At 44.0% G+C, this 284-nt stretch carries 1 protein-coding gene; it reads left to right on the top strand.

All coding sequences use genetic code 11. From position 1 onward, the window contains the following. Window positions 1-284, top strand: a 284-nt coding sequence (locus HUK49_RS10825) for an IS66 family transposase (RefSeq protein WP_191913689.1), incomplete at both ends; no start/stop codon positions are given.

Below are 284 nucleotides of genomic sequence, written 5' to 3'. Positions count from 1 at the left end.
AAGTACCACCAAAGTCACTTTTAGGCAAAGCGATCCAATATAATCTCAATCAATGGGACAAACTCACTGTTTACCTAACAGATGGGCAGATCAACATCGACAACAACCCAGCGGAAAGAGCCATCAAACCCTTCGTGATCGGCCGTAAAAACTGGTTATTTGCGAATACGGGGAATGGCGCACGATCCAGTGCCATACTCTACAGCATCATCGAAACGGCTAAAGCGAATGGTCTTATTCCTTATGATTATCTAGTAAAGCTCTTCGAAGAACTGCCCAAAAGA

Source organism: Limosilactobacillus portuensis (assembly GCF_014838735.1).
GTDB classification, from domain to species: Bacteria; Bacillota; Bacilli; order Lactobacillales; family Lactobacillaceae; genus Limosilactobacillus; species Limosilactobacillus portuensis.
This window is presented reverse-complemented; position numbering and strand designations above follow the sequence as displayed.